General features: G+C 39.3%; 28 protein-coding genes and 1 pseudogene. 10 read left to right on the top strand and 19 right to left on the bottom strand.

Features of this window, described 5'->3' with window-relative positions:
* Window positions 1–13: 13 nt before the first annotated feature.
* The 6 genes from atpB to glp form a co-directional block, all read right to left on the bottom strand.
* Entirely contained in the window at window positions 14–1081 is a 1068-nt protein-coding gene (gene atpB / locus Q0162_RS04635; RefSeq protein ID WP_297889835.1) for a F0F1 ATP synthase subunit A, read from the bottom strand.
* Between the two features lie 145 nt (window positions 1082–1226).
* The gene (locus Q0162_RS04630; protein ID WP_297889833.1) at window positions 1227–1745 is read right to left on the bottom strand and encodes an adenine phosphoribosyltransferase; all 519 of its coding nucleotides are present in this window, start codon (window positions 1743–1745) and stop codon (window positions 1227–1229) included.
* A gap of 1 nt (window position 1746) precedes the next feature.
* Window positions 1747–2694 carry a citrulline utilization hydrolase CtlX gene (gene ctlX / locus Q0162_RS04625; protein ID WP_297889831.1) on the bottom strand — a complete coding sequence of 316 codons (948 nt, stop codon included), beginning with the start codon at window positions 2692–2694 and terminating at the stop codon, window positions 1747–1749.
* A gap of 64 nt (window positions 2695–2758) precedes the next feature.
* Window positions 2759–3319, bottom strand: a complete 561-nt coding sequence (locus Q0162_RS04620; RefSeq protein ID WP_297889829.1) for a molybdenum cofactor guanylyltransferase — start codon at window positions 3317–3319, stop codon at window positions 2759–2761.
* Window positions 3285–3632, bottom strand: coding sequence for a winged helix-turn-helix domain-containing protein (locus Q0162_RS04615; protein ID WP_002680990.1), 348 nt, complete (start codon window positions 3630–3632; stop codon window positions 3285–3287). The genes Q0162_RS04620 and Q0162_RS04615 overlap by 35 nt, the downstream gene beginning before the upstream one ends.
* Window positions 3620–4804: a gephyrin-like molybdotransferase Glp gene (gene glp, locus Q0162_RS04610; protein ID WP_297889825.1), complete on the bottom strand. Its 1185-nt coding sequence runs from the start codon at window positions 4802–4804 to the stop codon at window positions 3620–3622. The genes Q0162_RS04615 and glp overlap by 13 nt, the downstream gene beginning before the upstream one ends.
* Window positions 4805–5004: 200 nt before the next feature.
* On the opposite strand from glp, the gene Q0162_RS04605 reads away from it, so the two are divergent.
* From Q0162_RS04605 to Q0162_RS04575, 7 genes and pseudogenes are all read left to right on the top strand, one after another.
* Window positions 5005–7077 (top strand): TonB-dependent receptor, encoded by a 2073-nt coding sequence (locus Q0162_RS04605; RefSeq protein ID WP_297889823.1) that lies wholly within the window; start codon window positions 5005–5007, stop codon window positions 7075–7077.
* A gap of 155 nt (window positions 7078–7232) precedes the next feature.
* On the top strand, window positions 7233–7517 hold the full coding sequence (locus Q0162_RS04600) for a hypothetical protein (RefSeq protein ID WP_297889821.1): 285 nt from the start codon (window positions 7233–7235) through the stop codon (window positions 7515–7517).
* Between the two features lie 266 nt (window positions 7518–7783).
* Complete coding sequence (locus Q0162_RS04595) at window positions 7784–8137, top strand: DUF805 domain-containing protein (protein WP_297889819.1); 354 nt, start codon at window positions 7784–7786, stop codon at window positions 8135–8137.
* Between the two features lie 69 nt (window positions 8138–8206).
* A complete protein-coding gene (locus tag Q0162_RS04590; RefSeq protein WP_297889813.1) occupies window positions 8207–8608 on the top strand; it encodes a hypothetical protein in 402 nt (133 codons plus the stop codon).
* A 173-nt stretch (window positions 8609–8781) separates the two neighbouring features.
* Window positions 8782–8898, top strand: a pseudogene (locus Q0162_RS04585) (IS1595 family transposase); the annotation flags it as partial.
* Window positions 8899–9127: 229 nt separating this feature from the next.
* Window positions 9128–10204, top strand: a complete 1077-nt coding sequence (locus Q0162_RS04580; RefSeq protein ID WP_297889810.1) for an ABC transporter substrate-binding protein — start codon at window positions 9128–9130, stop codon at window positions 10202–10204.
* A 2-nt stretch (window positions 10205–10206) separates the two neighbouring features.
* A complete protein-coding gene (locus Q0162_RS04575) occupies window positions 10207–10440 on the top strand; it encodes a MoaD/ThiS family protein (RefSeq protein WP_297889807.1) in 234 nt (77 codons plus the stop codon).
* A 31-nt stretch (window positions 10441–10471) separates the two neighbouring features.
* Here the strand turns inward: Q0162_RS04575 and moaCB are convergent, their stop codons facing one another.
* From moaCB to Q0162_RS04555, 4 genes are read right to left on the bottom strand one after another with little or no spacing between them, the layout of a single operon-like run.
* Window positions 10472–11377: a bifunctional molybdenum cofactor biosynthesis protein MoaC/MoaB gene (moaCB, locus tag Q0162_RS04570; RefSeq protein WP_297889804.1), complete on the bottom strand. Its 906-nt coding sequence runs from the start codon at window positions 11375–11377 to the stop codon at window positions 10472–10474.
* A gap of 25 nt (window positions 11378–11402) precedes the next feature.
* Complete coding sequence (locus tag Q0162_RS04565; RefSeq protein ID WP_002681006.1) at window positions 11403–11831, bottom strand: molybdenum cofactor biosynthesis protein MoaE; 429 nt, start codon at window positions 11829–11831, stop codon at window positions 11403–11405.
* Between the two features lie 12 nt (window positions 11832–11843).
* Window positions 11844–12917 carry a HesA/MoeB/ThiF family protein gene (locus Q0162_RS04560; RefSeq protein ID WP_297889797.1) on the bottom strand — a complete coding sequence of 358 codons (1074 nt, stop codon included), beginning with the start codon at window positions 12915–12917 and terminating at the stop codon, window positions 11844–11846.
* A 1-nt stretch (window position 12918) separates the two neighbouring features.
* The gene (locus tag Q0162_RS04555; RefSeq protein WP_297889794.1) at window positions 12919–13584 is read right to left on the bottom strand and encodes a Crp/Fnr family transcriptional regulator; all 666 of its coding nucleotides are present in this window, start codon (window positions 13582–13584) and stop codon (window positions 12919–12921) included.
* Window positions 13585–13806: 222 nt separating this feature from the next.
* On the opposite strand from Q0162_RS04555, the gene Q0162_RS04550 reads away from it, so the two are divergent.
* Genes Q0162_RS04550 through Q0162_RS04540 form a run of 3 tightly spaced genes read left to right on the top strand, consistent with a single transcriptional unit; the run spans window position 13807 to window position 16355 of the window.
* A complete protein-coding gene (locus Q0162_RS04550) occupies window positions 13807–14829 on the top strand; it encodes an iron ABC transporter permease (protein ID WP_002681089.1) in 1023 nt (340 codons plus the stop codon).
* Window positions 14820–15590: an ABC transporter ATP-binding protein gene (locus tag Q0162_RS04545; protein ID WP_297889790.1), complete on the top strand. Its 771-nt coding sequence runs from the start codon at window positions 14820–14822 to the stop codon at window positions 15588–15590. Before Q0162_RS04550 ends, Q0162_RS04545 begins: the two co-directional genes overlap by 10 nt.
* 12 nt (window positions 15591–15602) lie before the next feature.
* Entirely contained in the window at window positions 15603–16355 is a 753-nt protein-coding gene (locus Q0162_RS04540) for an SAM-dependent methyltransferase (protein WP_126370434.1), read from the top strand.
* 8 nt (window positions 16356–16363) lie between these two features.
* Here the strand turns inward: Q0162_RS04540 and Q0162_RS04535 are convergent, their stop codons facing one another.
* The 9 genes from Q0162_RS04535 to Q0162_RS04495 are packed head-to-tail and all read right to left on the bottom strand — an operon-like array spanning window position 16364 to window position 24314.
* Complete coding sequence (locus tag Q0162_RS04535; RefSeq protein WP_297889784.1) at window positions 16364–16984, bottom strand: ATP-binding cassette domain-containing protein; 621 nt, start codon at window positions 16982–16984, stop codon at window positions 16364–16366.
* On the bottom strand, window positions 16984–17652 hold the full coding sequence (gene modB / locus Q0162_RS04530) for a molybdate ABC transporter permease subunit (protein WP_096089201.1): 669 nt from the start codon (window positions 17650–17652) through the stop codon (window positions 16984–16986). Before modB ends, Q0162_RS04535 begins: the two co-directional genes overlap by 1 nt.
* Complete coding sequence (gene modA, locus Q0162_RS04525) at window positions 17652–18413, bottom strand: molybdate ABC transporter substrate-binding protein (protein ID WP_297889781.1); 762 nt, start codon at window positions 18411–18413, stop codon at window positions 17652–17654. The genes modB and modA overlap by 1 nt, the downstream gene beginning before the upstream one ends.
* Before the next feature lie 54 nt (window positions 18414–18467).
* Window positions 18468–19460 carry a GTP 3',8-cyclase MoaA gene (gene moaA / locus Q0162_RS04520; protein ID WP_297889779.1) on the bottom strand — a complete coding sequence of 331 codons (993 nt, stop codon included), beginning with the start codon at window positions 19458–19460 and terminating at the stop codon, window positions 18468–18470.
* Window positions 19450–19749, bottom strand: coding sequence for a hypothetical protein (locus Q0162_RS04515; protein ID WP_040361641.1), 300 nt, complete (start codon window positions 19747–19749; stop codon window positions 19450–19452). Before Q0162_RS04515 ends, moaA begins: the two co-directional genes overlap by 11 nt.
* A 27-nt stretch (window positions 19750–19776) precedes the next feature.
* Window positions 19777–20307, bottom strand: a complete 531-nt coding sequence (locus tag Q0162_RS04510) for a ubiquinol-cytochrome c reductase iron-sulfur subunit (protein ID WP_002681062.1) — start codon at window positions 20305–20307, stop codon at window positions 19777–19779.
* A gap of 23 nt (window positions 20308–20330) precedes the next feature.
* A complete protein-coding gene (locus tag Q0162_RS04505) occupies window positions 20331–20906 on the bottom strand; it encodes a 4Fe-4S dicluster domain-containing protein (RefSeq protein ID WP_002681026.1) in 576 nt (191 codons plus the stop codon).
* Window positions 20907–20949: 43 nt separating this feature from the next.
* Entirely contained in the window at window positions 20950–23217 is a 2268-nt protein-coding gene (locus Q0162_RS04500; RefSeq protein ID WP_297889776.1) for a molybdopterin oxidoreductase family protein, read from the bottom strand.
* Between the two features lie 41 nt (window positions 23218–23258).
* Window positions 23259–24314 carry an MFS transporter gene (locus Q0162_RS04495; protein ID WP_297889773.1) on the bottom strand — a complete coding sequence of 352 codons (1056 nt, stop codon included), beginning with the start codon at window positions 24312–24314 and terminating at the stop codon, window positions 23259–23261.
* Window positions 24315–24317 lie beyond the last annotated feature (3 nt).

The raw sequence follows: 24317 nt of genomic DNA, 5'->3' as shown, positions 1-24317 counted from the left end.
TAGGTTTTAGAGATTAGTGAGTTTCTTCTACAGCTTGCCCTATGAATAGTGCGGAAAGCAATGTAAATACATAGGCTTGCAATACAGCTACTAATAACTCTAACATTTGCATAAACACTGTAAAGGCAACCGATACAGGGGCTATTGCTACTGATTTGAATATGAATATCAGTGATATCAAACTTAGGGCGATGATGTGACCTGCCGTCATATTGGCAAACAAACGTATCATCAAGGCGAAAGGTTTGGTAAATACACTCAAAATTTCGATAGGTATCATAATAGGCAATATCCACGAGGGTACCCCAGGTGGAGCAAAAATATGTTGCCAATAGTGTTTGTTGCTACTAAATAAGGTAAGGATAAGAGTGAAAAGAGCTAACATACCCGTAAAGAGAATGTTGTTGGTTACAGTGCCTGCAAAAGGGAAGAAAGGTATAAGTCCAAAGAGATTTCCTACCCAAATTAGGAAAAACACTGTAAGCAAATAAGGCATATATCTATTGTAGTACTTTTCGCCTATATTAGGAATAGCTATTTCGTCACGCACAAAGATTACAATAGGTTCTAAGAGACCTGCCAAACCTTTGGGAGCTTTAGGATTCTTTTTATAAGAACGCGCTACTGCAATGAAAGTGAACAATAATAGTATTGATATTAACATCAATGAAACGACATTCTTAGTAATAGAAAAGTTGAGAGGGCGAGCATTGGTTACATCACCTTGAGCATTAAGTGTAAGAGGTGTATCAGCATTGACGTAGTAGATATCTTCTTTGTAACGCACAAAGCGCTGTCCGTTTTTTTCAACTACAACAGTTCCTTTGTTGTCGTGATGAAAGGCACTTGATAAGAAAGTTACCAATCCGTTATCAGTCCATAGGATTATAGGTAAGGGCAACGAATAAGCGTGCCCATTGTAATCAAACAAGTGGAAATCGTGAGAATCACCAATATGTTCATCGATCAATTCGTTGATATTAAACTCCTCACTCCCTTCATTTTGGGTAGCAAAACCTTGTAGAGGTATCAGTGAGATTACAAATAAAGTGATATATAGAATGTAATTCTTTACTTTCATTACTTGTTTTGTTTTTATTTGCGCAAATGTAGGATTTTTTATTTAAGTAGCGAAATTTTTTAGTATATTTTTTAATTAGAAATATTTAAATAGTTGATATTTAATAGTTAATATTTCTAATAAGTAATTTTTAGCTCTCTGATTTCTACAAAATACTATACACTTCGTAATTTTTTAGTTTATCACGCCCTTTGAGGAAATGCAGTTCCATCAAAAAATCGATCTGGACAATATCTCCCCCGAGACGTTCTACGAGTTTTACTACGGCTTCGGCAGTACCACCAGTAGCGAGGATATCGTCGTGAATAAGTACTTTTTCACCTTTAGAGATGGCATCTTCGTGGATTTCGAGAACATCTTGACCATATTCTAAATCGTAAGTTTGAGAGAACGTTTTATAGGGTAATTTACCTTTTTTGCGGACAGGTATAAACCCTGCTTCTAAACGTTGTGCCAGAAGCATACCGAAGAAAAAACCACGGCTTTCCATTCCGACCACTTTGTCGATTTTCTGACCGTGCAGGTTTTCTACCAATAGGTCGATTACATATTTTACCCCTTTTACATCCATTAGTAGAGGAGTAATGTCTTTAAAGATAATACCTTCCTTAGGAAAGTTCCTAATGTCGCGTATTTTACTTTGAATATATTCTTTTTTGTCCATATTAGTTGTTAGTGTTTAAAGTTCGAGGGTTAAAGATTTCGGCTAGCATACAGCGGGCGCTGCCTCCTCCACAGGTTTCAATGGTTTCTAAATTGCTGTGAATAATAGCGGTATGCTTTTCTATAGTTTCTCGTTGTTCGGGAGTTAGACTGTTATAGGCAGCATCACTCATCACTAAATAAGTACTATCTTTTCCTTGCACTTGCAACATATTACCAGCGTATTGCTCCATTTGCTTAGGGGTAATGTTAATCACCTCTTTTTTATCTTCTTTGAGGTGATGCAAGAGGTTTTTGCGTTCGCTTTTATCGGTAATAGTATCTAAGCATACTACTGCGAAATCTACGCCTAATGCCATCATCACATTGGTATGGTAAATAGGTAATTGCTCATTATTTACCTGCTGATAGGCTTTGAAAATCACTGGAGTATATTCAAAATCTTCACAGAATTCAATAAAGAGTTCTTCATCGGCGCGAGGAGAGAGCGCACAATAGGCTTTGCGATTCACCCTATCAAGCACCATAGCACCTGTACCTTCTAAGAAAATGTTTTCTTTCTCGGCATCGGTATAGTCGTATACGTTTTCGATATCAAAACCTTCAGCTTCTACTTTGTCTAAAATATCCTCACGGCGTTCACGGCGGCGATTTTCGGCAAACATAGGGTAGATAGCTATATCACCATTCTGATGGAAGGTAATCCAATTGTTTGGAAAAACCGAATCGGGAGTATTTTGTTCATAAATATCGTCTACAACAATCACTTTTACCCCTACGGTACGCAATTTTTCTACAAGAACATCAAACTCTTGTTGGGCTTGGCGGTTGATTTCGTCGTTCTTCAAATCCATTTCCTCTTGGAAATAGTTGTTTACAACGGTTTGTTCATTCATACGGAAGCGCACAGGGCGCACCATTAACACAGTATTGGTAATTTGTTTTTTCATCAGTAAACAGAGGTTAGCAATCAAAGGTACAAAAGTAAGTATAATTTGTTAATTAGCCAATGAGTTAATTAGAAAATGTTTGTATTTTTAAATCTTCGGGAGTATTGAGGTTTGTAAAATATCTTTTTGTATTAGGATGTACTGGATAGGCGATTTTTTGAGCGTTGAGAGCAGTTAGTACTTTCTGCAATTGCAGTATATCATTCTCTATAAACGTCTTAAGAGCTGAGGCTACATTATATGGGTAAATTCCTAAAGTAGGAAATATTTGTCCGTTGAACTCAAGTACATTGATGCGTGTAAAATCATAATTAAGCAGTAGAAAATGAAGTACATAAGTATTTATAAAAGGCATATCACAAGGGCACACCAATATATCATCCTTACAATACTCCAAAGCACTGTAGATACCACCTAAGGGTCCTTTCTCGGGATAAACATCGGCGATTTGAGGATAAGGGAAACTGTTGTAAGCTCCTTTTTTACCTGATATATACACTTTGCTATTCACTTCTTGCAAGATGTTAGCAATGTGTAATAAGAGAGGTTTTTCATTAAAGAGAATTAGGGCTTTGTCTTGCCCCATTCGGCTACTTTTCCCCCCCGCTAATACGACTGCTTTCATCTTCAGAAAATTCTTTAAAGCACTTATTAATTTTTTTGAATAAGGCGACGATTCTTTTCCCTTCTTCTGTAAGTATACTTCTACCTCCGTCTTTACCTCCTACTTCTTTGATTACCAAACTCTCTTTAGCATTAGTGTTCATATCCTTAATCATTCCCCACGCGCGGCGATAAGGGATTTCGAGTTTACGTGCCGCTTCGGAAATAGAACCTGAATTTTCTATTTCTTCTAATAATTTAGCTCTGCCTTCGCCTATACGTAAGCCAGAAGCAGTTTGAAACCAAATATGTCCATTGATAGTTATATTCTCCATATTTTTACTTTTTCGTCTTGAGTGAATGAAGCTTTTCCCGCTGGGAACTCTATGATACAATTCGTTAGAGGAAGAGTGTCTAATTTATGTGATTCTTGAGAGTGTAACACCATTACTTTAGCTTTATCTACATAGGCTTTAAGATACTGAGTGAGCTCAGCCTTTGCACGCGGATAATCGTGGGTGATGGTTGCATAATCCATTTCTTTACGGAAGTTATTTCTGCCGTAACATCCTAATAAAAAAGGTTTTACATATAAATGATAACACGTGAATACCGAAGCAGGATTACCAGGAAGTGCAAATACACTTTTAGTGCCATATTTGCCAAAATAAAGCGGTTTACCAGGTTTTTGTTGTACTTTATAGAAAAGTTCATCTACCCCAATATTTTGTAATGAAGATAAAACAAAGTCGTAATCACCTACTGATATCCCTCCTGTGAGTAACAAGATGTCTACTTGTTCTAAGGCTTCGGCAATTGCTTTTTGAGTATCAGATTGATTATCAGGAATATGTTTGATAAATTGGAACTGCAAGCCTATTTCAGCTAAAGCAGCTTGCAAAAAATAAGTATTAGAATTATATATTTTACCCTCGCTAAGAGGTTCGCCGATCTCTACTAATTCATCTCCCGTGTAGAGAAGTCCAATAGTAGGTTTAGCAAATATTTTCACGCGGTCAATCCCCATACTGCTCAAAAAACCTATTGTAGCGGCATTCAAGTATGTATGTTCGTGTAATACAAGGTCTCCCGTTTTGGTTTGTTCTCCTTCTAAACGAATATTTTGACCTTTTTTAAGGTGGTTTTTATCAAAGCGAATATGGTCTCCTTCGCGAGTTACTACCTCTTGCATTACCACAGTATCTACTCCTGCAGGAATTTTTGCCCCCGTAAAGATACGCACAGCCTCTCCAAAGCCTATATTTACAGACGAATTTTTACCTGCAGCTACTTCTCCTACAATCTTGAAAGTATCGGTAGTGAGTGTATCAATATACCTAAAGGCATAACCATCCATTGCTGAATTAGAAAAAGAAGGTATATTTATAGGTGAAAACACGTGTTCAGCTAAGTATCCCCCTAAGGCGTCCATAAGAGGAACTTCTATAATATTTGTAGTTTCTATATGAGCTTCAATGAGGTCTTTGGCTTGATTTGTTGTAACCATCTTATTATAATTGTATAATAGTTGGCGGCAAAGGTAGTGTATAATTAGCAAATTAGCAAATTTAAAAAACTACTTTATTTGGTTAGTTGAAAAACTATTACTACTTTTGCCCCCGAAAAGACAACTATATTTTTTTAGCTTTCGTTATGTTTTATAACACATAACGTTTTTATATTTAATAGCAAACTAACTATAAAGAAATGAAAAACAAATATTGGGCTTTTGCTTTAACTTTGCTTTCAGCAGCTGCTATTCAAGCTCAGGAAAAAGATTCTCTTCCTGAAAAATATTACGACCTTCAAGAGGTTACCATTTTAGGAAAACCGACTGAAAAAGTATCTGTAGTTCCTATACAAGAACTAAAATCTACCGACCTTCAAAACAACAACAAAACCAATGTGGTAGAAGCACTTAACTTGCTTACAGGTGTGAGTATCACTCAATTTGGCGGTCGTAATGAAGGTTCTATCTTAGTGCGTGGGTTCGACAACCGTTGTACTCCTGTGTATTATGATGGGATTCCTATCTATGCTCCTTATGACGGTAATTTCGACCTCAGTCGCTTCCTTACTTATGACTTGGGAAGTATTTCAGTAGAAAAAGGATTAGTGTCCGTAAAATATGGGGCTAACGCTATGGGAGGTGCTGTGAATATCGTATCGCGTACCCCTCAAAAAGAATTGGATATCAACGGTACCTCAGGTGTTGGTTTCGCCGATGGTGCTGGCGTAAACTCTTATTTCACTGGCTTGAATGTAGGTACACGCCAAGATAAATTCTACGCTATGGTATCAGGTTCTTTCAACAAACGTGAAAACTTCGTACTCTCCAAGAACTTCGAGCCGACACAATACCAAGAAGCTGGCAAACGCCGTAGCTCTGAGGCTTTTGACAAGAAGATAAACGCCAAAATAGGCTATACGCCAAATGAAACCGATGAATACGCTTTAGGTTTTGTAAACCAACAAGCTAATAAAAATATTTCTCCTAATGTATATACTGCAGGTAATAGCAGTTGGCGTGATTACCCTATCTACAATAAAACAAGTCTATACGCTAAAACAAAAACCAAAATAGCACGCGAGACTTTTATGAACTTCACTGGGTATTACGACAAATATTACAACGAAATGCGTCAGTATGACGATGATACCTATACTATTATGAATCGTAATTCTTCTTTCCGTAGTATTTACGACGATTATTCATTAGGTGGAATCCTCACTTTTAGTTCTAAAGCGCTTAATCGCAACGCTATCACGCTTACTATCAACGAAAAATACGATCACCACAAAGAACACAATGCCGAAGTAGCTGCCAATGCTCTCACTAGGCAAATGTTCAAAGCAGGAGAACCAGAACAATCTTATAAAGATAATACCCTCTATGTAGGGTTAGAAGATGTTGTTACCCTCACCGATTGGCTTAATGTAGTAGTAGGAGCATCTTACAACCAACGCGAAAATATCTTAGCACAAGAGTATGGTACACACTACCTTACTGGTGCGCGCAATACTTTATACGATTTTCCAACAGGTAGCGACAACGCTTTCGATTTCAAAGGCGGACTCGTATTTAAACCTCTCGAAAACCACCAAATCACCCTTTCAGCTTCTAAACGCTCTCGTTTTGCCTCTCAAAAAGAACGCTATTCAAGCAAATTTGGCGGTCAAGTGCCTAATCCCGATTTAAAATCTGAATACACTATTGCTTACGACCTCAACTACACAGGTAAAGCCTTAGATAACAAATTGCAATACGAATTTTCAGGCTTTATCAACGATGTAAGCAACGTTATCTACGAACTAACTGTAGAGGTAGACAATAGTGGCAGAAATATAATTTATAACACCAATCTGGGTAAAGCTCTCTATCAAGGTTTTGAAGCAGGTGTAGGATATGCACCTATAAAATACCTCACTTTAGGGGCTAACTATAGCTTTATTGAAATGAAAGACAAAACCAAAAACAGCGATTTGAAACTCACCAATGTTCCTAAATACAAATTGGTAGGTTTTGCGACTATTTCAGTGCCTGAAATTAAAACCCAACTACACGTAAATACTGAAACTTACGGCAAACGCTATCTCAACAGCCAAGGTGATGAAGCCCCAGATTTTACATTGGTAAATGCTAAACTCAATGTAAAACTTTACAAAGGATTAGACTTCAACTTTGGGGTGAATAACCTTTTAGACAGAGATTACTACTGGGCTTATGGCTGGTCACAAGCAGGTCGTAATTTTATCACAGGAGTATCCTATAACTTCTAAATTTTGTTTTTACTCTTAATAGAAATGCTTTGGTAGGACATCTATCAAAGCATTTTCCCTAAGCAAACTCTTAAACACTATTATATATCAAATGAAAAGATTTTTTGAGGTGGCAAAATAATTTCATATATTTGCACTCTGAAAATTAATGTATTATGGAATTATTTAAGGAACAAAGCCTCTTAGAGTTTACTGAACGCTTTAAAACAGACTTAGATTGCGAAGAATATCTAGCTTCTTTAAAGTGGGAAGATGGATATTGCTGTCGCAAATTACGAGGTATATATTCTTGGTTTTCAGAGTTTAATATAGACCGCTATTTAGCTGAGTATAGTTTTAGAATCAATCGCTCACAAAGCAAAGATACTATCTTTAACAAATTAATAAAAAGAATTGTAGAACGTTCTCCCGTTTCCCAAAGTCAATTAGTATGTAGCTAAATAGATACCTCAATAAGATTAATTTTCTTTGTTTTTTAAGTTTTTATTGTAGATGTATATAGAAGTGAAATCAGGATAATTTTGCTTTCTATGAGCAAAAGTTATGTTTGGGATTGTAGTGTTGGTTATTAAATCATAAAAAAGTTTGTTTCATTCATTTATTTTTATTAATTTTGCTCCCTGATTAGGAAGCCCTTGAATAAAAAAGGGTTTTCCATAAGAAAATCTTTAATAATTAACAGTTAATAATTAAATTTATTTGTAGTATGTTTCAAAAGTACTTTATTGAGGTTTTTACCAAAAACTTCGCTAATTTCAATGGGAGAGCCCGCAGAAAAGAGTATTGGATGTTCTTCCTTTTTAACATTCTTATCTCCTATGGTCTTCAGGGGGTAGCTATTGCACTAGGAGAAAATGGGGGAATTATCTTTCTTATTGTTGCAATGCTTTATGCGTTTGCAAGCTTAATTCCTAGCCTTGCTATAGCAGTACGTCGTATGCACGATGTAGGAAAAGATTGGTGGTATATTTTCATCCCTATCTACAACCTAATCCTTTGTTGTACTGAAGGAGAACGCAGAGAAAATCAATATGGACCAGATCCTAAAGCTGGAGAGTAATCCATAGATATTTAAAATGTATTAATGAGTTAGTGGGGCATCTCTTACTAACTCATTTTCCTTTTGCCAATGATTGCTTTTGACCCTATCTATACACATCCTGTTCCCCAGAATCATCGCTTCCCAATGGAGAAGTATGCCCTCTTATATGAGGCTTTGTTATGGGAAGGGATTGCGGAACCTACTGATTTTTTCACTCCAGAACCAGCTTCTTTTGAGCAGCTTATATTGGTACATAGCCCTACCTATGTACGTCAGTTTCTCTCCTTGACTCTTCCTCAGCGTGAGGCGATTCGCATAGGCTTTCAGCAGAGTGAGCAACTAGTTCGTAAGCAGAGGGATACCCTTGTATATGAATATATACAACGTTATAGGCTACCTATACAGTGTAGTATGGGAGGGGGGTATTCTCCTAAAATAGACACGATTCTTAAGGCGCATACCAATACCTTTAGCGTATTTCTCTCATAAAAGGGATAGCCTACCTATCCCACACCAGTCATTAACAATTAGCAACAAATAATTATCTTCCTTTTAACCGCACAATCCCTTGACTTTTGTTGCTAAATATTGTATTTTTGCAAGAAAATAATTGAGGTGTCAAAATAATTTCATATATTTACACTCTGAAAAATTAATGTATTATGGAATTATTTAAGGGACAAAGCCTCTTAGAGTTTACTGAACGCTTTAAAACAGACTTAGATTGCGAAGAATATCTAGCTTCTTTAAAGTGGGAAGATGGATATTGCTGTCGCAAATTACGAGGTATATATTCTTGGTTTTCAGAGTTTAATATAGACCGCTATTTAGCTGAGTATAGTTTTAGAATCAATCGCTCACAGAGCAAAGAGACTATCTTTAACAATCTAATAAAAAGATTGATTGAAAGAAAACCTATTTTCCAATCTCTGTTAATATGCCATTAACTTGACACCTCAAAAGATTTTTTCTATATTTGCACCTTTCAAACAAATTATCATTCATTAAATGAAGTATTTATTCCCTATACTCATCGCTTTCCTCCTTTCAGCTTGCGACAATACTCCTAAAAAGCAAGCTAATACAGCTGAAAAAGTAACTATTACCGATATGGCAGGGCGCAAAGTCTCTGTGCCTAAGCAGATAAACCACGCTTTTATCGACCGTTCATCGGTGCATCTCATCTATGCACTCGATACTTTGTTACCCGTCAATAGAGTCTTTAACTACAACGAATCAGAAAAGAAGTACCTCAAAAAAGGCTTCTATGAAGGCAAACCTTATGTAACGGGTTCGCCTATCGAAGAAATTATAAAGCTACACCCCGATGTAATTCTCTTTACTGTTTCCTTGCAAAACGATACTGAGCGTGCCAAAGAAACTGAAAAAGCCAATGCGCTCCAGCAGAAAACTAAAATTCCTGTAGTACTCTTCAGTGGTGAATTCCAGCAATATACTGAGGCTATTAGCCTTTTAGGAACGCTCTTGCACAAAGAAGAAAAAGCTAAAGAGCTGAATGCTTTTATAGAAAAATATTGTTATTCTATTCCTAAAATAGTAGCTACCATCCCCGCGAATGAACGCAAAACTATCTACTATGCCGAGGGTATGAACGGACTGCAAACTGAGCCCCCTACCTCATTGCACAGCTACCTTATTAATTATACAGGTGGGAAGAATATCGCCGAGGTAGAACTCCTCCCTGGCAAAGGGAAAACTAATGTTTCTATCGAGCAGATATACAATTGGAATCCCGATATGATATTAGTATGGTCTGGTAATTTTGATGATTTGTACAGTTATAAAGCCATTCGCCAAGAGAAGATATGGCAACAATTGCGTGCCGTAAAAGAAAATCAAGTATACCAAGTGCCTTGGCGTCCTTTTGGCTGGATCGATCGTCCCCCTGGGCTCGGTCGTGTGATGGGTAGTATATGGCTTGCAAGCCTTACCTATCCGCATTATTTCAAAGCCGATTTAGTGCCTATCACCCAAGAGTTCTTCAAGAAATTCTATCATTACGATATGGATTATGTAGAAACCCGAGACATTATAGGCGCACAACCCGATATTACAAACAAATAACAATGATAACAATTCAAGTATTCGGTAAACTAACCGAAATCTTAGGTACCAATACCTACACCATCGACTTCACTAAAAAAACAGTAGCCGAGCTCAAAGCCCAGCTACATACAGCGTTTCCTGCCCTCAGTACAATGACGTACTTTGTGGTGGTCAATAACCAAAAAGCCCCCGATGAGGCAACAATCCCCCCCGATGCTCAATTGGCACTATTACCTCCCTATTCAGGAGGTTAATGTTTAATATCACTTCACCATTAATCATTAGTTACTCGTGTTTTCCCCCCTTCAATACTTTAAAAATATGCAATACTGCAGGGAAAAGAGCATCCATCGACTCACTCGCACCTTTGGTAGATCCTGGAAGGGCTATCACCAAAGTATTGCCTATAGTCCCCGCCACACTGCGTGAAAGCATAGCATAAGGCGTACGGTCTTGTCCGTAATTTCGCAAAGTTTCTGCAATACCATCAATTTCGCGGTCTAATAGGGGGCGTACAGCTTCTGGAGTAACATCGCGAGGGGATAGTCCTGTTCCTCCCGTGATGAGTACCAAAGAAGTACCTGCGTCTACCGCTTTTTTTATGTTACTTTGTATATCAGCTATTTCATCAGCGATAATAGTATAAGTAGCAGGAATGGCGTAACGCTCCAAATGCGTTATAATTGCTTTGCCTGCTTTGTCTTCTTTCTTGCCCGCAAAAATACTGTCGGAGCATACAATCACGGCTGCGGTAAGTCCTTCAGCAGCCTCTTTGTAGTCTGTTTTGCCTCCTTTCTTCTCAACTAAACGGATATTGCGAATTTCAATTCCCTTGTCAATAGGTTTTAGCATATCGTAGAGCGTAAGAGCCACTACCGAGGCGGCGTGCATCGCTTCCACTTCCACACCTGTTTTGTAGATAGTGTGTACTTCTACAAAAATATGAATTTCCAATTCCTTTACCTCAAAACTGATATGTGTATATTCAATGGGCAGTGGGTGGCAGTCAGGAATCATATCGCTAGTGCGTTTAGCGGCGAAAAGTCCCGCTGTTTTGCTCATTTCAAACACATTGCCTTTAGGCACTTGATTATTTTTTATAGCAGCAATCGTCGCTTCCGAACTTACTGCCACCACTGCAGTCGCAATCGCTTGACGCAGGGTATTACTTTTATGAGTAATGTTTACCACTTTATTAATTGTTAATTATTAATTGTTACTTGTTTTCCTTCCATTGGTGTCCTCCTTCTTCAAAGAGTTCTTTCCCAAAGATAGGCACTTCTTTCTTGATGCGGTCTACCATCTCATCACATGCCTGAATAGCTGCCTTGCGATGAGGCGCTGAGGTAAAGACAAAAAAACACAATTCACCTGACTTTATCTCTCCAAGTGAATGGTGGATATGCGCACACGACAAACCGTATTTTACTATTATTTCCTCGCGTATCTCAGCAGCTTTCTCATTCGCCATTGCCTCATAAGCCGTAAACTCAATAGCCGACACCGTTTTGCCGTCTATCACATCAGCACGCACCTGACCTAAAAAGATGCTATGCCCACCAATCTGCGTTTTTACTTGATGTTTAGCAATACTCTCAGCCACAAGAGTAGGGGAGAGCGCCCCTTGTTTAAAGATATTTTTCATAATGATGATTTTTTATTTTACTAAAGAAGAAAACCCAAGTTTAAAACTCTTCAAATCTTTCTCAGCCAATACTTCTTTGGCAAAACGGAGCGCCTTCATACTGCGCACGCCCGCTACACACACAAAGCAAATATGGTCGTATGTTTTCAGTTGCTCCCATTGCGTAGGAAGTTCAGAAAGAGGCAATTCCAATGCCTTAAACAAGTTGATTTTAGGCATTTCATCAGCTTCGCGCACATCTACTAGCACACTGTTTTCTTGTGCCAAAAACGCTTGCAAATCCTCTACGCTGTGAAGTTCTTCGCCTTCTGTTTGATGACAAAAAGCAGGATAGCTATACCCCTCTACTTCTTTAGGGGTTTGTGGGGATGAAGTATTCATTTTACAATATTTGATTTTAGTAAGTTGATAAGTTTGTGTATTGAATAACAGAAGAGTATGCACAAGGCAATCATCTATCTTTCCTAAGAGCAATTTCAGCACCTCATTGGCTTGCAAATGCCCTATCATCGATGAAACGGTCGGTAAGATGCCCGCCTCATTGCACGTCGGTACTTCCTCAGGTTGCGGTGGGGTAGGGAAGAGGTCGCGGTAAGTAGTCGTATAACCATCTTTCTTAACGTTGAACACACTCACCTGCCCCTCGTAGTGATACAGCGCTCCATATACTAAGGGTTTACCTGCAATAGCACAAGCGTCCGATAACAGATAGCGCACCGCAAAATTATCAGTGCAATCCACCACTATATCATAGCCGTCGATAATAGCAAATACATTCTGAGCGCTAAGGCTATAAGGGTACGTTCTGAAAATAGTGTCACTGTTGCGCGCTTGCAGTCGCTCTACAGCAACTGCTGTTTTCAGTTGTTGCACATCTTTTTCGGCAAACAGAAACTGGCGGTGCAAGTTGTGAAGCTCCACCTTGTCAAAATCTACCAAACCCAGTGTGCCTATTCCTGCCGAGCAAAGCAGTTCCAGCACAGGGCAACCCAAGCCTCCTACCCCTACGACCAACACTCTGGCGCGGTGTAATTTAGCTTGGTTCTCACTCCCAATGAGTTGTATTTGTCGAGTATAACGCGTCATTCTATCCGTGTATTTTCTTTAAAAGGTTGCGGTTGGCAATCCTGATGTGTTTGCCTTTGAGTTCTACAATACCATCTTTGGCAAAATCAGAAAGGGTGCGAATAAGCGACTCGGTAGCTGTACCCACCAAATTAGCAATTTCTTCACGCACCAAAGGAGAAGCAATATAACCTTGCACATCCGTGCCAAAAGTGTTTTCTAACAAACATAAGGTTTCAGCTAAACGCTGTTTCACACGTTTATGCACCATATCCACTATTTGATTATCCGATTTTCTCAACTCATCACTCACTATTTTAGCGAGTTCCATTACAAAAGAGGGGTTTTCGCTAAATGCAGAGAGAATGTATTCTTTGGGGATTATATAGTATTGTACATCGGTGAGAGCAGTAGCCATCAAGTTAGTAGTATTTTGGCTCATTACGCTGCGCAACCCGAGAAGTTCTCCTTTTTTCGTCAATCGGATGATGTGATTTTTGCCTGTTGGGCTCAATTTACTCGTTTTACAAACGCCTTCTATTAAGTAAAACACACCTTTGATATGCTCATTTTCTTTAAAAATCACACTGCCTTTAGGAGCTTGTAGAGGAGTATCATCAATTATTTTATCTAATAGTAATCGTTTTACATATTTGGTAATACTTCCTTGAAGCACTACATCATTCATAGTTATTGCTTTATTCACGGCACAAATGTACGAAAAAAAACGAACTCTATATTATATTTTAGAAAATTCGTTATGTTTTTTTTGACAAAACTATTATCTTTGCACTTTATTTTTTCGCCAATGAACATTACAATCAACCTTATAGGATATCTCAAAACACCTTTTGAAGCAGTTGCCAATATGCCTATACAGCCTTCAGTAATCAGACAATAGATTTGAATAATGATTTTAAAAACATTACATAAACGCAACGCTCTGTTGGTCATTCAGTTGTTATGCCTGATAGGGCTTTGCCTAATAGCGCTGAGTGTAGGGCGATATCCTCTGCCTATTGGCGACATTATAAAATTTATCTTCTCTAAAGCAGCCGTTGATGAACACACCGCTTTGCTACTTTTAGAAGTGCGCTTACCGCGTGTGCTGGGGGCTGTATTGGTAGGTGGCGCCTTGGCAGTATCAGGGGTAGCCTATCAAGGAATGTTCAAAAACCCACTGATTAGTCCCGATATATTAGGAGTGAGTTCAGGAGCGGGATTTGGAGCCTCAGTAGCCATACTCTTTTCGCTAAGTATGCTGGGCATACAGCTTTCGGCTTTTGCATTTGGTTTAACCGCTGTATTCATAGCTTTAGCCTTGAGCCGAAGTATCAGCAAGTTGCACAACCAAACACTGGTACTCCTGCTTTCGGGTATTATCACAGGCTCTATGTTTGGGGCTTTTATCTCGCTAACCAAATACCTTGCCGATGCCGAATACAAACTCCCCGACATCACTTTTTGGCTGATGGGAAGTCTTACCAATATCACCAATGAACAAATAATGATAGTCGCCCCTATCGTGCTACTGGCTATCATTCCGCTTTATCTCTCGTCGTGGAAACTGAATGTGCTGTCGTTTGGTGAAGATGAAGCCAGCAGTATGGGGGTGCAAGTATCGCGATTGCGGTTTATTGTTATTTTATCGGCGACATTGCTCACCGCTACCGTAGTTTCAATCACGGGACTCATAGGCTGGATAGGGCTGGTAGTGCCTCATATTGCGCGTTTTCTCATAGGCTCGGATAACCGCTGGTTGCTACCATCGGCATTTATTTTAGGAGGAATGTTCTTACTGCTCATCGACCTACTCTCGCGCACCATTTCAGCCTTAGAAATCCCCTTGGGCATCATTGCCTCTATCATAGGAGCTCCTATCTTTTTCTTTGTGTTAAAATCGGTAAAAAGCAAACGCAACTTATGGGAATAATCACTAATAATCTAACGATAGGCTACCAAAACCCAGTGCTCAGCGATGTAAATCTATCGGTGAACAAAGGAGAAATACTGTGCGTATTGGGCAAAAATGGTTCAGGAAAAACAACCCTTTTCAAAACCTTATTAGGACTTTTGCCGAAGTTATCTGGGGAGATATTATTAGACGACCAACCTTTTGACTTCAGCAAAAAACAAGAAAATGCTAAGAAAATAGCCTATATTCCCCAAGCGCGGAAGATTGACTTTAGTTTTACCGCCTTTGAAGTGGTGCTCTTTGGGCGTACGCCACACTTGCCCTATTTTGGATTTCCCTCTAAAAAAGATAAAGAAATTGCTACTGAAACAATGGCTCAAATAGGTATTCTATCGCTGAAAGACAAAGTGTTTTCGCAGATGAGTGGCGGGGAACAACAGCTTACCATCATCGCGCGCGCCCTCACACAAGAACCTGAGTATATAGTGATGGATGAGCCTACTTCGGCACTTGATTTTGGTAACCAAATAAAAGTAATTCAGCAGATTAAATCATTGCAGAACAAACATATAGGCATTGTGCTCTCTACTCACAACCCCGACCACGTTTTTTTGTGCGATTCTAAGGTTGCGGTAGTGAAAGACGGAAGACTTGCTGTAACGGGCACTCCTGAGGAAGTGATGAGTGAAGCACTTTTGAAAAGCCTTTATGATATAGATATGAAAATCATTGATATAGAGGGGCGCAAAGTGTGTTTCCCCTATACTTTAAACCATTAAAATATTGAAAAAATGAAATACCCTATTACAATTATCGGTATGGGACCGGGCAACCCACAACTGCTTACTTTGGCAGCTAAAAAAGCTCTTGATGAGGCTGATGTCATCCTGTTTGATTGTATGCCCGACGACAGTTTGCTAAAAGAATTTAACTTCAAAGCTGAAATTAAAGCTATTGATAAGAAGATAGACCCCACAGCAATGCTCAATGAAATGAAAAAGCATTATGATATGGGGAAGAAAGTATGTCGCTTAAAACCTGGTGATGCCCTGATGTTCAACGGAGGAGGAAAAGAAGCACGCGCCTTAAAAGCCAATGGAATTGACTTTGTTATGATACCAGGGATTACAGCATCGTGTGCTGCTACTAATATTTTTGCCATACCTACTACCGAAATGGAAGAAAGTGATGTATCGGTAAATTTTGTGTATCACAACAATGAGAAGAATCATCAACTGCTGAAAGAATTGGCAAATACCTTGAAATACGGTAGCACTATTCACATCTACTTTGCCAACACCGATTGTATAGCCGAAATAGTAACAATCATCACATCGGCAGGAGTTTCAGCAGATATGCCTGTAGCTGTAACCTCACGTATTTCGGCAAAAGATCAAACCTCAGTAATGACTACTCTGGCAAAAGTAGAACAAACACTTCGCGCTATAGATATGAAGCGCCCTATGCTTTTTACTGTAGGACAATACGTAGAAATCCTTTCAAAAAAACAGATTATCCCTTTGGATATTCCTCTTAAAGTTTAGAAAGATGTTTATAATGTTATAATAGTATCGGCTTCTGCCTGAAAATCTTCAGGTTGATGACTGATAACAAACACGGTACTTTGGGTCTCTTTGTGAAAATTGAGAATTTCTTGTTTCATCAGGGCTTTCATTGTAGCATCTACCGATGAGAGAGGTTCATCAAGCAAAGTAATGGAAGCCTTTTGAGCCAAAGTGCGCGCTAAAGCCACCCGTTGTTGCTGTCCCCCAGATAGTTGTGTTACTTTTCGGTCTTTGAGAGTCGTTATTTGAAAAGCGTCTAACAAGCGGGTGATATAAGTAGGGTCTTTTTCTTTTTGGGCAAAGGCGATGTTTTCCCAAACAGTCATATTAGGGAAGAGCGCATAATCTTGAAACATTAGGGCAACATCGCGCTGTTGAGGTGGCAGATTGATGTCTTTTTCAGTGCGTAGTAATATTTTATCACCTATGCGAAGGTAGCCATAATCGGGTTTTACCAATCCTGCCAAGATACGAAAAAAGGTAGTTTTGCCTATCCCTGAAGCTCCCGATAAGAATACTAAATCGCCTTCGTGAAACGTTTTTTGTATCAATAAATCGGTGATGCCGTTGGAAGTGTAGAGTGTATGAGATATATCAATTGTAATCATTAGAAGAGTGTTTTCTTTTTATTGATGCTGAAAATAATCATCAGCAAGATAAACGAAATAGCAAATAGTATTAGAGCATATTGGTTAGCAAGATCATAATTGAGAGCTTGCACTTGGTCGTAGAGTTCGATAGAAGCTACTTTAGTTTCGTGAGGAATGCTACCGCCAATCATCAGTACAATGCCAAACTCGCCAATACAATGGGCAAAGGTGAGAGCTAACCCTGTGATGATAGAAGGTTTGATATTAGGTAATAACACTCGCCAGAAGGTTGTCCATCGGCTTTTGCCTAAGGTGTAAGCTGCCTCTTTGAAACTTTTGGGTAAAGCAGAGAAGCCGTTTTGCAGAGGCTGAATCATAAAAGGTAGATTGGCGATGATACTAGCTATTACAATCCCCTCGAAAGTGAAAGCGAGTTGAATATCAAAGGTTTCGTTTAAAAACTTTCCAAACCCTCGTGTAGGGCTGATGAGCAATAGAAAATAATAACCTAATACGGTAGGTGGGAGCACCATAGGCATACATACCAAAGCCTCGAATATCACTTTCCCCTTAAACTTGCTATAAGCTAACCAATAAGCGATAGGCAAACTAAAAACGAATAAAACGGCAGTAGTGATTACTGCCATTTTACCCGTTAGTAATAAGGTTTTTACAAATTCTTCCATTATTTTAATTCGTAACCGTGTTTTTTCCAAATAGGTTTTGCTTTATCACTTAGCAAATAATCTAAAAAGGCTTGTGCAAGAACTGTATTTTTATTTTTGATGACTATCCCCGCTTGTGCAATAGGGGCGCATTCTTCATTATTTAGCACATAATAATTACCTTGCTTACCTTTCATTTCAGGCGCTAAAATAGTAGAAAGCGCTACAAACCCCACTTGGGCATTGCCCGTAGAGACAAAATGTGCTGTTTGATTGATATTCTCGCCCCATACTATTTTAGATTCGATATTTTTGTATAAACCTAATTTTTGCAAGGTTTCTACCGCATTTTTGCCGTAAGGAGCTAATTTAGGATTTGCAATGGCTATACGGGTTACTTTGGGATTCTCTAAAGTAGCTTTAATCCCTTTTTTTACATTGAGAGTCATACTCCAAAGAGCAACTTTGCCATAACAATACACCACCGATTTGCCGTGACCAAAACCTTGATTGATTACTTCTTCAGGAAAATTAGTATTAGCTGCTAAAAAGAGGTCGAAGTTAGCGCCATTCACTATTTGTTGAGTAAGTGTACCCGAGGCACCAAAAACGATATCTATTTGGGTGCCTTTGTGTGATTTTACGTATTGTTGTTTCAGTTCTTCTAATACGTAACGCAAATTAGCTGCGGCGGCTACCGTAATTTTATCGGCAGCAAATGAGTGCGTATGAACGAATAACAATAATAGTAGTGTGGAAAGTGTTTTAAAAAGATGTTTCATATCAGAGTGGTTTTTACGTTATGTATAAAAAAGCATTTCGTTAATCAAAAAAAATCAGCCTCCTATTTTTATCATACTGCGGTTGATAATCTTACTGTTATCAACAGTATTCATCTCAGTAAACTGACCACCTTTTTCTTTGTGCTTGCGCCATACGCCTTCTTTTATAAGGTTGTCTATATCTTCACCTGCCCTATAAAGACTCAGTAAATCAAATTCTTCCGCACCAAAGAGGCAGTTTTTCATCTTGCCATCAGAAGTGAGCCTTATGCGATTGCAACCACCGCAAAAAGCGTTGCTCATTGTAGTGATAAAGCCAAAACAGCCTTTGCTATCCTCGGAGAGTTTGTACTTACGCGATGTATCGTGTTTGTCATCGTGGAGCTTGATACAAGAGTATTCTCGTTCAATAACCTGAAGCATTTCGTTTATTGGCATCACTTTGCCTTTTTCCCAAGAATTGCCGTAGAAAGGCATAAACTCTATAAAACGCATTTCAATGGGATAGTTGTGAGAGAGCATTGCCAGCGAAAGAAGCTCATCGTCGTTCACCCCTCGCATAATCACCGCATTGAGTTTCACTTTAAACCCTAAGCTGATACTCTGCATTATATTGTTCCACACTTGAGGCAATAGGTCGCGTTTAGTAATCTGCTTGAAGCGCTCGCTGTCTAACGAATCAATACTGATGTTTAAGAGTTGTACTTGGTTTTGTTGCAATAGTGAGAAGTATTTGTCTAACAATACCCCATTGGTAGTAACTCCTAAGGAGACCTGAAGGGTTGCTAATTTTTCGATAATTTCAGCAAAATCGTGTCGCACTAAGGGTTCGCCCCCCGTAATGCGAATTTTAGAAATACCGAATTGTTCTGTGAAAATTTTAGAGATGCCAAATATTTCATCACTACTCATCAGTTTAGAAGAAGAACTACTGCTGAAAGGTTCATCAGGCATACAGTATAAACAACGAAAATTGCAGCTATCCGTTATGGATAGCCGCAAATAGGTATGTTTTCGTCCGAATGAATCGATTAGATTAGTACTCATATTCTTCCTCTTTTTCGTTGCCTTTCAATAGTTTACCCGTTTTGATAAGTGGGATATAGCGGAGGAAGAAGAGCAAGCAAGCAAAAATCACTACTGAACCAATAGCCGACCAAGTAGCAAAAGGCATTACATCAATCTCGGTGTTGTACAAGTATAAGGCTTTGTTGATACTACCAAATAAAAGCCACATTTGTAAGCCTGTGAGCAAAATGTAAATAGCGATAATGAATACTAACATATCATTGACACGTGTGGTCACTTTTGATATGGGTTTCTTTCTGATTGCCATAATTTGTTAATTATTAATTATTAATACTTAAGAATGTGCTTTGTGGTTGATTTGCTTTTCATAAGTGTAATCTTCCACAAATATTTTGTTGTCTTTAATTACCACACCCAATTGAGGTAGTGGGCGTGGTGGAGGACCTTGTAATACCTTACCGTCTTTGGCATCAAAAAAACCATGGTGGCAAGGGCACTCTATCATTTGGTGCTCGTGGTCATAAATCACAGCACAAGATAAGTGAGTACATTTTTGTTCGTACACGCGCCAATCGTTCTCAGCTAAGCGAATGAGCATATAAGGGTTTCTATGATCACCATCTACATAGAATGTTTTTTGTCCACCTATTGCCAATTCTGAGGTATTGCACACAAAATAATCCTTGATTTGTTTTCTTTTGTGAAAAAAGTTGAATACAGGAATAAATACACTTGCTACCGCCATAATACCTGAGAAAAGGGTAATCACTTTCAAAAAGTCACGACGCGCTACATAGCCTGCTTCTGTTTTTGAAATAGGAAAATCAGCTTTCCAATCGGGTATGTTTTTATTTTCGTCTCCCATTGTTTAATGTTGTTTTTTAGAAATTAGAATACTTTTATTTCTTCACTGCCCTTAGGCATCATTAGGTTTACTTTAGTAGTTACTACTTCTTCACCAAAGATAAACTTCTTAATAGGAGTACTATTAGGGCGTTTTTTAGCCACGTTTTCTTTGGTATCGAAAGTGAGCGCACCACTTGGGCAAACAGTAGCACACATAGGTTTTAAACCTACACTGGTACGATCGTAACACATATTGCACTTCATCATCAAAAGCGCATTTTGGTCGGGGATTTGAGGTACCCCAAACGGACAGCTGAGTACGCAGTTCGCACACCCGATACATTTAGAGACATCAGCGGAGTGCACTATGCCAAATTCATCTTTTACGATAGCATCGGCGGGACACACATTAGCGCAGATAGGGTCATCGCAGTGCATACACACCTGTACAGTGGTTTGCACAGTTTCACGTCTATCTACGTAGTGAATATGAATCATTGAGGTTTCTCCATTGGTTTCGCATTCTGCACAAGCCATCTCACAAGAGTGACAGCCTATACAACGCTGCATATCCAAGAAGAACTCCATATCGTTGAATTTCTTAAATTGATCTGCCATTGAATTTTGTTTTTACTCTTTTGTATAGTTTAGATTTACTCTCTTAGTTAGGAATAGGGGTATCACCTTCAGCGAATAGCACATCACGACTGCGATAAGCGTATTCAGCTGAGTCCTTAGCTTTTTTCTCACCTGTTTTTTCTATTTTGCAGGCACATACTTTGAACTCAGGCATTTTGGAGATAGGGTCAAGCCCTTCAAGTCCCACAGTAAGCTGATTGATAGAGTTTACCCCTCCCCAGTGATAAGGTACAAAAATAGAATCTTTGCGGATAGTTTCCACTACATTAGCAGGGAATACAGCTGAGTTACGACGGGTAGTGATACGCACTAAGTCGCCTTCTTCTATGCCGTATTTAGCTGCCAATTCAGGGTGTATTTCCATTAGAGGCTCTGGATAGATATCTATAAGTTTACCAATACGGCGGGTTTGAGTACCGCTGAGATACTGACTTACCACACGCCCTGTAGTGAGCACTACTGGATAATCAGCATCGGGTTCTTCTACTGGTGGTTGATATGGAGTAGGGTTGAAGTGTGCCTTACCGTCATTGGTTTTGAATTTCTTATCTTCCCAAAGGCGTGGTGTACCTGGGTGATCAAGACTTGGGCAGGGCCAGAAAACCCCCATATTTTTTTCTACTTTTTCGTAAGTAATACCGTAGTAATCAGCATACGAACCTTTCGAAATATGGCGAATTTCATTAAATATATCCTCGGAAGTAGGGAAGTTAAACTTATCTTCTTGACCAAGGCGTTTTGCTAATTCTTTAAGAATTTCGATATCGCGTTTGGCTTTTCCTGGAGGGTTTACAGCTCCAGAAATACGTACTACACGTCCTTCTGAAGTAGTGGTAGTACCTTCTTCTTCTTCTTGCAAAGAGCCCGCTAATACGATGTTAGCGTGGCGCAATGTTTCTGAGAGGAAGAAATCAATACCCGCATAAAATTCGAGTTTTTCTAAAGCACTTTTTACGTATTTGTTATTAGGTAAAGAGATGATAGGGTTGAAGCAGATAGAGAGTAACCCTTTGATTTCACCTTTGTTGATAGCATCAATAATCTCGTAAGCACTGAGTCCTTTACGCGGTAGTTCTGATTCAGGGATACCCCAGAAATCGGCTACTATCTGGCGGTGTTCAGGGTTTTCGATGTCGCGGTTACCAGGAAGCTGGTCGCATTTGTGTCCGTGCTCACGACCTCCTTGTCCGTTACCTTGCCCTGTGATAGTACCATAGCCACAGTAAGGTTTTCCAATACGACCTGTAGCTAACACTAAGTTGATACAACTCAACACATTGAGTACCCCTTTGCGGTGTTGCTCAATACCGCGAGCGTGTACGAGGAATGAAGTTTTAGCTTTTCCCCACATCTCAGCAGCCTTGTAGATGAGCTCTTTAGGTACTCCTGTAATTTCTTCACCCCATTCAAGTGTGCAGTGTTCTACTGTTTTAGCAGTTTCTTCCCAGCCAGAGGTATAGTTATCGATAAAATCGTGGTCTAACCAATCGTTGTCAATAAGCACTTTTAGCATAGTGCTCATCAACGCAGTATCAGTACCTGAACGCAATGGAAGGTGTACATCGGCAGTACGAGCTAACGGAATCACACGTGGGTCGATTACTATGATTTTTGCCCCGTTGTCGCGGGCTTCCCATATACGATAAGTAAGCACAGGGAAACATTCGGAGATATTAGCCCCTGTTATAATAATCACTTCAGCGTGAGCGAGGTCAGCCCAAGAGTTAGACGATCTGTCCATCCCGAAAGCCTTTTTGTTACCAGCCCCAGCACTTACCATACACAAGCGTCCGTTGTAATCTAAGTTAGCTGTTTTAAGAGCTACACGGGCAAATTTTCCTACCAAATAACTCTTTTCAGTAGAAAGTGATACGCCTGAAAGCATTGCAAAAGCGTTTCTGCCGTATTGTTCTTGGATACGCTTGATTTCGCTCACTACAGTGCTATAGGCTTCTTCCCATTCAATAGGTACAAATCCCACGCCTTCTACGCGTTTAATAGGTTGCAATAGGCGGTCGGGGTGGTTATCTTGCATATAACGTTGAACCCCTTTTGGGCAAAGACGACCCTCATTAAAAGGGAACTCACGCCAAGGTTCAAAGCCTACTACTTTTTTATCTTTTACTTTTAGCTTAATGCCGCATTGTAATCCACAAAAACAACAGTGTGTTTTTACAAATTCATCAGCGGTTTGAGAGGCACGTGCTCTAGCGCTCTCTTTGGTCATATAGTGTTTATGAGGTCCCCATTTAGCTATAATTTCATCTACGGATACGGGTAACGTTGCCATAATCTTTTAGTGTTTTCTTTTAAAATTAGTGATATTAGGAATTAACCGAAGAAACTACCCGCTTCCTCACGGGCTTTGAGGTGTGCTTTGGCAAGCATACAGCGTTTGCCTTCAGGGCTGTACTCCAAATAGCTCATTCCCTTTTCGTTTTCTAATTTGAAACCGAGCTCTTTGGTTACTTCTTTAAGATCGTTAATCTGCATTTTGCAAGCGTATTCTTCTTTAGTGTGAGGACAAACTTGCATTCCTTCTTTAGCACCTTCTATGCGGTATACATTTGCCCCTATTTGAGCAGGACGCTGGAAGATATGGAAGAATTTACCAAAAGGGATCCACATTAAAAACATCGCTACAGTGATAGCGTGGGTAATAGCCATAAACTGACTCATTTTTCCTTCTAAAAATGAATAGTCAAACCAAATACCTAAACCGGTTACTGATACAATGATAAGTAGAATAAGTGGCACCCAATCGCGCTCAAACCACTGAGTAGCCATTTGCCCCTCGTCTATGAAACGACGGTGCATCATTATAGCACTACCTATAATAACCATTATAGCTGTCCAAACAAGGATGTGGAAGAGAAATAAAGCTACAATAGTACCGAGTTTGAACTCCATTACGGTGAAGCCCATAAAGTGGGTTTCATACATATCGGTAGTGCCGGGTACTAAGGTGAAGTGCATCCACCCAAAGGTAAGCCCAAAGGTTACTCCAAAGGAGATTAAGCAACCTACAGCTAATAAGAAGTGCCCTACCCAACGCATCTTGCCACGAGGCATAATGAACTTTTGAAGCAGTAAGTTCTTGAACGACAGTTTCCCATAGTTCTTCAACTGAGACCAATAGTTTCTACTGCGCAAAAGCTGCCAAGTGCGTTTCCAATACATTTTGGTAGGAGGGCGTTGCAACCATATCGAGTGACGGTAAGCAATCCCAAAGGTCATACTGATGGTACCAAAAAAGTATATCATCAGGGCGGCATCGTAGTTCTGCAAGTTTACAGAGCCTATCACGGTAATAGCTATTACTCCTAAAGTAGCAATAACAGCATTGCGAAATGCCTTTTTGTTTATTTTAGTAAAAATACGGAACATAAA

The organism is uncultured Capnocytophaga sp. (assembly GCF_937936315.1).
In the GTDB taxonomy this organism is placed as follows: domain Bacteria; phylum Bacteroidota; class Bacteroidia; order Flavobacteriales; family Flavobacteriaceae; genus Capnocytophaga.
Note: the sequence above shows the minus strand (reverse complement) of the source record. Positions and strands in the feature narration are given on the sequence as shown.

Bases quoted from the DNA above. Each gene is read 5' to 3' on its own strand.
- atpB (WP_297889835.1), bottom strand. From the start codon at position 1,081: ATGAAAGTAAAGAATTACATTCTATATATCACTTTATTTGTAATCTCA.
- Q0162_RS04630 (WP_297889833.1), bottom strand. From the start codon at position 1,745: ATGGACAAAAAAGAATATATTCAAAGTAAAATACGCGACATTAGGAAC.
- ctlX (WP_297889831.1), bottom strand. From the start codon at position 2,694: ATGAAAAAACAAATTACCAATACTGTGTTAATGGTGCGCCCTGTGCGC.
- Q0162_RS04620 (WP_297889829.1), bottom strand. From the start codon at position 3,319: ATGAAAGCAGTCGTATTAGCGGGGGGGAAAAGTAGCCGAATGGGGCAA.
- Q0162_RS04615 (WP_002680990.1), bottom strand. From the start codon at position 3,632: ATGGAGAATATAACTATCAATGGACATATTTGGTTTCAAACTGCTTCT.
- glp (WP_297889825.1), bottom strand. From the start codon at position 4,804: ATGGTTACAACAAATCAAGCCAAAGACCTCATTGAAGCTCATATAGAA.
- Q0162_RS04605 (WP_297889823.1), top strand. From the start codon at position 5,005: ATGAAAAACAAATATTGGGCTTTTGCTTTAACTTTGCTTTCAGCAGCT.
- Q0162_RS04600 (WP_297889821.1), top strand. From the start codon at position 7,233: ATGGAATTATTTAAGGAACAAAGCCTCTTAGAGTTTACTGAACGCTTT.
- Q0162_RS04595 (WP_297889819.1), top strand. From the start codon at position 7,784: ATGTTTCAAAAGTACTTTATTGAGGTTTTTACCAAAAACTTCGCTAAT.
- Q0162_RS04590 (WP_297889813.1), top strand. From the start codon at position 8,207: ATGATTGCTTTTGACCCTATCTATACACATCCTGTTCCCCAGAATCAT.
- Q0162_RS04580 (WP_297889810.1), top strand. From the start codon at position 9,128: ATGAAGTATTTATTCCCTATACTCATCGCTTTCCTCCTTTCAGCTTGC.
- Q0162_RS04575 (WP_297889807.1), top strand. From the start codon at position 10,207: ATGATAACAATTCAAGTATTCGGTAAACTAACCGAAATCTTAGGTACC.
- Q0162_RS04565 (WP_002681006.1), bottom strand. From the start codon at position 11,831: ATGAAAAATATCTTTAAACAAGGGGCGCTCTCCCCTACTCTTGTGGCT.
- Q0162_RS04560 (WP_297889797.1), bottom strand. From the start codon at position 12,917: ATGACGCGTTATACTCGACAAATACAACTCATTGGGAGTGAGAACCAA.
- Q0162_RS04555 (WP_297889794.1), bottom strand. From the start codon at position 13,584: ATGAATGATGTAGTGCTTCAAGGAAGTATTACCAAATATGTAAAACGA.
- Q0162_RS04550 (WP_002681089.1), top strand. From the start codon at position 13,807: ATGATTTTAAAAACATTACATAAACGCAACGCTCTGTTGGTCATTCAG.
- Q0162_RS04545 (WP_297889790.1), top strand. From the start codon at position 14,820: ATGGGAATAATCACTAATAATCTAACGATAGGCTACCAAAACCCAGTG.
- Q0162_RS04540 (WP_126370434.1), top strand. From the start codon at position 15,603: ATGAAATACCCTATTACAATTATCGGTATGGGACCGGGCAACCCACAA.
- Q0162_RS04535 (WP_297889784.1), bottom strand. From the start codon at position 16,984: ATGATTACAATTGATATATCTCATACACTCTACACTTCCAACGGCATC.
- modB (WP_096089201.1), bottom strand. From the start codon at position 17,652: ATGGAAGAATTTGTAAAAACCTTATTACTAACGGGTAAAATGGCAGTA.
- modA (WP_297889781.1), bottom strand. From the start codon at position 18,413: ATGAAACATCTTTTTAAAACACTTTCCACACTACTATTATTGTTATTC.
- moaA (WP_297889779.1), bottom strand. From the start codon at position 19,460: ATGAGTACTAATCTAATCGATTCATTCGGACGAAAACATACCTATTTG.
- Q0162_RS04515 (WP_040361641.1), bottom strand. From the start codon at position 19,749: ATGGCAATCAGAAAGAAACCCATATCAAAAGTGACCACACGTGTCAAT.
- Q0162_RS04510 (WP_002681062.1), bottom strand. From the start codon at position 20,307: ATGGGAGACGAAAATAAAAACATACCCGATTGGAAAGCTGATTTTCCT.
- Q0162_RS04505 (WP_002681026.1), bottom strand. From the start codon at position 20,906: ATGGCAGATCAATTTAAGAAATTCAACGATATGGAGTTCTTCTTGGAT.
- Q0162_RS04500 (WP_297889776.1), bottom strand. From the start codon at position 23,217: ATGGCAACGTTACCCGTATCCGTAGATGAAATTATAGCTAAATGGGGA.
- Q0162_RS04495 (WP_297889773.1), bottom strand. From the start codon at position 24,314: ATGTTCCGTATTTTTACTAAAATAAACAAAAAGGCATTTCGCAATGCT.